Source organism: Lamprobacter sp., assembly GCF_034860625.1.
Classification (GTDB): domain Bacteria; phylum Pseudomonadota; class Gammaproteobacteria; order Chromatiales; family Chromatiaceae; genus Lamprobacter.
Genome location: NZ_JAYESN010000193.1, coordinates 1 through 5912, shown reverse-complemented (window position 1 = coordinate 5912; position 5912 = coordinate 1). Strand labels below are relative to the sequence as shown.

Below are 5912 nucleotides of genomic sequence, written 5' to 3'. Positions count from 1 at the left end.
CCGTCTCCGATTCCCGCGCGCAAGCGCGGGTGAGCCAACGGAAGTGCTCGCTGTCGCGGAAAAGGCATCATGAGCGGCGCGCCCGCTCGCTCCGAGGGACTCGGCCGCAAGCTGCGGAGTAAAAAGACAGTCCAGGTGCCGATGCTGGCCTACGACACCGTCTACAACGACTACGGCCACACCGACGAGTCGGACAACGCGACCGCTGACTGCACGCTCCTTGCCGACATCGGCTTTGGTCCCAGGCACCAACGCAGTAGCAGTAACCCGCGCCGCATCGTCATCGGTACTCCACCCATCAGTGGTTGCAATCGCGAGCGTTGGCGACTGTCCACAGGCCCGGTGACGAGCGGTTGGTCTGGTGATATCGGGTACGTTTACAGCGGCGATTTCCTGTTCGCTCATCTGCTCATCGACGAGCCCGCCGGCACCGACCTGGCACAGCTGACGCGCGCCGCCTACGGTCGACTCCTCGCCTTCGTTCGCGACAGCCAATGCCCAGAGCTGCTGCGTATCTGGAATTACCTCCCCAGGATCAACGAGCAGGAGCGTGGTCTGGAACGCTACCAGGCCTTTTGTTTAGGCCGCGCGCAAGCGTTCACTGATGCTGACGTCCCGGCGCACCAATTCCCCGCAGCGACGGCCATCGGCAGCCCGGCGCCGGGTCTGTCGGTGCATCTGTTGGCCAGTCGTCAGCCCGGCACGCCGATCGAGAACCCGCGACAGATCCGTGCTTACGAATATCCGCTGCCCTACAGCCCAAGGCCGCCATCGTTCGCCCGTGCCATGCGCTATATCGGCCCCCAGCAGAGCCTGGAACTGGCCATCTCCGGAACGGCTAGCATCGTCGGCCACGTCACCATGCACCCACACAACCTGGGCCGCCAGCTGCACGAGACCCTCCGCAATCTCGACATACTCAGGGAACAGGGCCAAGGCTCACCGCAGGGCCTCAGCAATCCGCGACTGCTGCTGAAGGTCTACCTGCGCGACCCAGGACGGTTGCCCGAGATCGCACCGAGGCTGTTCGAATGGGCCGGTGCACAATCACAGATCATGTACTTACAGGGCGCGATCTGTCGACGCGCGCTAGAGATCGAGATCGAGGCACACAGCAGCGCGCCACACGTAAGCCCAAACCGCCTCACCCGCATCGAGCCCGCTCGCTACTGAAAGGCAACCCCCATGGACCAACAGCCACAGCGCACAACGCTGGCGCCACATCCCGTGCTCACCGAGCATTACGCCCGCGCCGAAGACCGCGTCGGCTACATCCGCAGCCTGTTCGACCGCACGGCCGGCAGCTACGACCGGATCAATGCCTGGATGAGCCTGAACCGCGGCGAGCAGTATCGCCGAGAGGCGATGATCCGCGCCGGCGTGCAGCCAGGACAGCGTCTGCTCGACTGCGCCTGCGGCACCGGTGTCATGGCCGCTCACGCACAGGATCTGATCGGCGACGACGGCGAGGTCATCGCCCTCGACCCGAGCTTGCCCATGTTAGCGACGGCTGCCGAACGTGGCGTCCACCACCGGGTTGCTGCGATCGCTGAGCAGCTCCCACTGCCCGACGCCAGTATCGATGTGGTCACCATGGGCTATGCGCTGCGTCATGTGGCCGATCTCAGCATCGCGTTCGCGGAATTCGCACGTATCCTGAAGCCGAATGGGCGATTGCTCATCCTAGAGATGGTGCCGCCGACCTCTCGCAGCGGCTATCTGTTCACAAAACTCTACCTCAAGCACCTCGTACCAACACTCGCATCCTTAGTGACACGCAGCGACGATGCCCGCCGGCTCATGCGCTATTACTGGGACACTGTCGATCGATGCCTGCCACCTGCCGTGGTCATGTCGGCCCTCGAGGCGGCGGGCTTCATCGATGTGCAGCGCTCGGTGACGTTTTCACTGCTCACTGAATACAACGCCCGGCGACACTAGCGGACAAGGTTGCCAGCGGCCTCGGCTCGCAACCGCAGTCACCCACAAAGGCCAAAGGCCACCCCGGTTGCCCTGTTCCTGCTCGCGGTGCAGAATGTTGGTCCAGCGATGAATGCTCCTGACAAATTCGGTAAGACATGGAAGAGAACGCGACAACTCACGCGACAAATTCAGTGACCTCGCTCGAACAGGTCGAGGCGCTCGTCATCCGCACGCTGCACCTCGAAGAGGTGGGCGTTACGACGATCGACCCAGACGACGCCCTTTTTGGCAGCGGTCTCGGGCTGGATTCCATCGACGCGCTGGAACTCGCACTCGCCATCTCCAAAGAGTACGGCTTAACGATCAGCTCTGAAGACCCCAACATCCAGCAGATCTTTGCCTCACTCAGACATCTCGCCGCGCACATCGCAACGCAACAGATCGCAACGCAACAGGGCGCCTGATGACCGGCTCGGCGCCTCTTGTGACCGTCCTTGCAATCGCCTATCCCTTGGTCAGCCACATCGGCACCCTGCTCGATGTCCCGGCGGTCGGTCTTGCATGGCTATCCCTGGTGCTGGGCGCCGGCTTCCTCCTAGGCGCCCGCTCGCCGGTGCTGATGCTGCTATCGCTCGGCTGCCTCGCCGCCGCGGTCATCGGCCATTTCGAGGACAAGGCGGACCTGCTCCAAACGGTCCCGCCCGTAGTCATCGCCTTCGGCTTAGCCTGGGTGTTCGGCCGCACCCTGCTGCCCGGTCGTACCGCACTGATCGCCCGCATCGGCGAGCGCATGCGCGGCGAACTGCCAGAACCTGTTGCGCGTTACGGACAGCGGCTGACCCTGGTCTGGACCCTCTTCTTTGTGCTCATGGGTCTTGAATGCCTATTGCTGGGACTCTTTGCGCCACCTTTGGTCTGGTCACTGTTCGCCAACTTCATCAACTATGGGCTGATCGCACTGTTGTTCGTCATCGAGTACCCGATTCGCCGCCTGGTGCTCCGCGATCTGGAGCACACGCCCTTCCTCGATTCGCTGCGCGGATCGCTGCGCCTAGACCTGCAATGACACTGGGTTTAACCGCGTGTCAGCGTCATCCGAGCCCATAGCCCTCCTGCCTGGCTTTCAGGCTGACCGGACGCTGTTCCTGACCACATCCGGTCCCGTGTCTGGTGCTGATTTCCTAGCCCGCGCCGCAGCGCTGAGCCAGAGCCTGCCGGCGAATGCCCATCTGATCAACCTGTGCAACGATCGTTACCTGTTCGCGCTCACCTTCGCTGCGGCGCTGATGCGTGGTGCCATCAGCCTGTTTCCACCGAACCGGCTCGCCGCCACCTGCCATGAGATCGCCAAGGACTATCCCGATGCACTCTGTGTCACGGACAGTCCAGTCGAGGGGCTGACGCTGCCGACACAGCAGATCACGGCACCGCCCGCCATGGAGACGCCGGCGATGCCGTTCATCGAGCCCACCCGGCAGGCCTTCATCGCGTTCTCTTCGGGTAGCACCGGCCAGCCAAGGCCCCAGCCCAAACGCTGGGGCGACCTCGTCGGCTGCGCCCGTGCCGCAGCTCGGCGCTTCGGCTTCGGCCCGCAACACAGCATCATCGCCACCGTGCCACCCCAGCACATGTATGGTTTGGAGCTGTCGATCCTGCTGCCCTTCACCCTCGGCGCTCGGGTTGCAGCGGTACGCCCATTCTATCCGGCCGACATCCGCGCAGCACTGACCCGCTCAGCCTCGCCGCGCCTGCTCGTTACCACACCGGTGCACCTGGCGGCCTGCGTCGAGTCGGGACTTGACTGGCCAGCGGTGGAGCAGGTCATCTCAGCCACCGCGCCACTGTCAGACGAACTGGCGCAGCACGTCGAGGCAGTGTTCTCCACTCAAGTCCGCGAGATCTACGGCAGCACCGAGAGCGGCTCCATCGCCAGTCGTGAGACCTGCCGAGATCGGCTCTGGCATTGGTACGACAGCGTCCGTCCACACCGTGACGCGGATGGTCTGAGCGTCAGCGCCGATTTCATCCATGGTCGAGTCGCGCTCGCTGATGTGATCGAGATTCATCCAGATGGCCGCTTCCTGCTGCTCGGGCGAGCCGCGGACATGATCAAGGTCGGCGGCAAGCGTGCATCCTTGGCAAACCTCAATGCGAAGCTCAACGCCATCGAGGGTGTGCGGGACGGCGTCTTCATCGCCCCGGACCCGGATGGTGACCCTGTTGGCCGGCTCGCCGTCGTCGCCGTCGCGCCTGGGCTTGACCGTGAGTCCATCATCCATGGCCTGGCGGGCCACATCGATCCGGTGTTCTATCCGCGACGCATTCTGCTGGTAGCGCGCTTACCCCGCAATGAGGCTGGTAAGCTGCCACGCGAAGCGCTGCTGCAACTCCTCCGACATCAGGCTGGGAACTCAAGCGATGCGCACTGAGCAGATCGAGATTCCCGCCGTCCACCCCGTTTTCCCGGGACACTTCCCGGACCTACCGCTGGTGCCAGGGGCGCTTCTCCTCGACCTGATTCTGGTCGCCTTCGGCGCCCCAGTGGCAGCAATCACGAGCGCCAAATTCCTGCAGCCGGTAGGCCCCGGCGATAGGCTCCTGGTGCGCTTCACACCTGCAAGCCAGGGGCCGGCGATGCGCTTCGACTGCACCCGCAGTGATGAAAGGGTCTGCTCAGGGGTGCTGCTGCCCGCACCCGAGCAGCGCTGACAGGGTCGGTGTCAGGGATGTCCGACTGGTCCAGCCACCCTGAGCGCGGCAGCAGCCGAGCGGTGCGCCTGATCCTCTGGATCGCACTTCATCTAGGCCGCACGCCGGCCCGCGCCCTGCTGTATCCGATCACGCTCTACTTTTTAATCAAGGCCAGGCCACAGCGGCGTGCCTCTCAACGATTCCTAAGCCGCGTATTGGGACGGCCCGCTGGATTGGCCGATGTCGCCCGCCATATTCATAGCTTCGCCGCCACCATCCTGGACCGCGTATTCCTGCTCGCCGGGCGCCGTGAGCGGCTCGATATTCGCTTGCATTGCCCGGAACTGGTGCTCGAGCGGGTCGCTGCCGGTCAGGGCTTCCTCCTGTTGGGCTCACATCTGGGCAGCTTCGAAGTCCTGCGCGCACTCGCCATCGATGACGCCCAGATGCCGCTGCGGATACTGATGTACCCATCCCACAATCGCATCATCACTGAAGTTCTGCATGCGCTGAACCCGGCCGTGTCGGCGTCGGTGATTCCTCTGGACGGCCCGCAACCGCTGCTCGCGGTCAAAGAGAGTCTCGATGCCGGCTATGCCGTCGGTCTGCTTGGCGACCGCCATCGCGTCGGTGAACCCACCCTGCAGTGCGACTTCCTCGGCTCCCCCGCAGCCTTCCCTACCGGGGCCATCAGCCTGGCTGCGGTGACCGGCGTGCCAGTGGTGTTGTTCTTCGGACTCTATCGGGGCGGCAACCGCTATGATGTCCACTTCGAACTGCTGGCCGAGCGCATCGAGCTCGGCCCGCGTGCGCAACGCAACCGAGCGCTCAAGCAATGGCTGCAGCGCTATGCCGATCGGCTCGCGCATCACACCCGCAATGCACCGTTCAACTGGTTCAATTTCTATGATTTCTGGGAGGAGGACCATGACGCGTCTCAGCGCTGATCGATCTCCGTTGCGACAGCCACTCACCTGGCTCGTCTTCGGCGCCTGGCTACTGTGCCTGCCACGCGCCGGCAGCGCTGCCCAGCCTGCAGACCTGGAGGCGCTGATGGCGCTACTCGGGCGCGTACAGCGAGTCGAGGTCAGCTATCAGGAGACGCTGGAGTCGGGCCTCATCAACACCGCCATCAGCACCAGCGGCACCCTGGTCTACGAGGCTCCAGACCAGATCCAGCGCATCAGCGACCAAGACGAGGGCTTCGTACTGGACGGCGACCGTATGCAGCTGATCGCCAACGGTCGCGTGGTCGACGAACTGCTGGTCTCCGACATCGCCCCGCTAGAGGCCATGGT

8 protein-coding genes are annotated in these 5912 nt (G+C 63.9%); all 8 read left to right on the top strand.

Annotated features, from left to right (window positions below; all coding sequences use genetic code 11):
• Nucleotides 1–69: 69 nt before the first annotated feature.
• Nucleotides 70–1173 (top strand): hypothetical protein, encoded by a 1104-nt coding sequence (locus VBE63_RS23690; RefSeq protein ID WP_323685483.1) that lies wholly within the window; start codon nucleotides 70–72, stop codon nucleotides 1171–1173.
• Nucleotides 1174–1185: 12 nt separating this feature from the next.
• The gene (locus tag VBE63_RS23685) at nucleotides 1186–1941 is read left to right on the top strand and encodes a class I SAM-dependent methyltransferase (RefSeq protein ID WP_323685482.1); all 756 of its coding nucleotides are present in this window, start codon (nucleotides 1186–1188) and stop codon (nucleotides 1939–1941) included.
• 137 nt (nucleotides 1942–2078) lie between these two features.
• Nucleotides 2079–2387, top strand: a complete 309-nt coding sequence (locus VBE63_RS23680) for a phosphopantetheine-binding protein (protein ID WP_323685481.1) — start codon at nucleotides 2079–2081, stop codon at nucleotides 2385–2387.
• A gap of 20 nt (nucleotides 2388–2407) precedes the next feature.
• The gene (locus VBE63_RS23675; protein ID WP_323685480.1) at nucleotides 2408–2989 is read left to right on the top strand and encodes a hypothetical protein; all 582 of its coding nucleotides are present in this window, start codon (nucleotides 2408–2410) and stop codon (nucleotides 2987–2989) included.
• Between the two features lie 97 nt (nucleotides 2990–3086).
• Nucleotides 3087–4352, top strand: a complete 1266-nt coding sequence (locus VBE63_RS23670) for an AMP-binding protein (protein WP_323685479.1) — start codon at nucleotides 3087–3089, stop codon at nucleotides 4350–4352.
• Nucleotides 4342–4632, top strand: coding sequence for an ACP dehydratase (locus VBE63_RS23665; protein WP_323685478.1), 291 nt, complete (start codon nucleotides 4342–4344; stop codon nucleotides 4630–4632). Before VBE63_RS23670 ends, VBE63_RS23665 begins: the two co-directional genes overlap by 11 nt.
• 17 nt (nucleotides 4633–4649) lie before the next feature.
• On the top strand, nucleotides 4650–5561 hold the full coding sequence (locus VBE63_RS23660) for a lipid A biosynthesis acyltransferase (protein WP_323685477.1): 912 nt from the start codon (nucleotides 4650–4652) through the stop codon (nucleotides 5559–5561).
• A partial coding sequence (locus tag VBE63_RS23655; RefSeq protein ID WP_323685476.1) for a hypothetical protein occupies nucleotides 5542–5912 on the top strand: 371 nt, incomplete at its 3' end. The genes VBE63_RS23660 and VBE63_RS23655, both read left to right, overlap by 20 nt.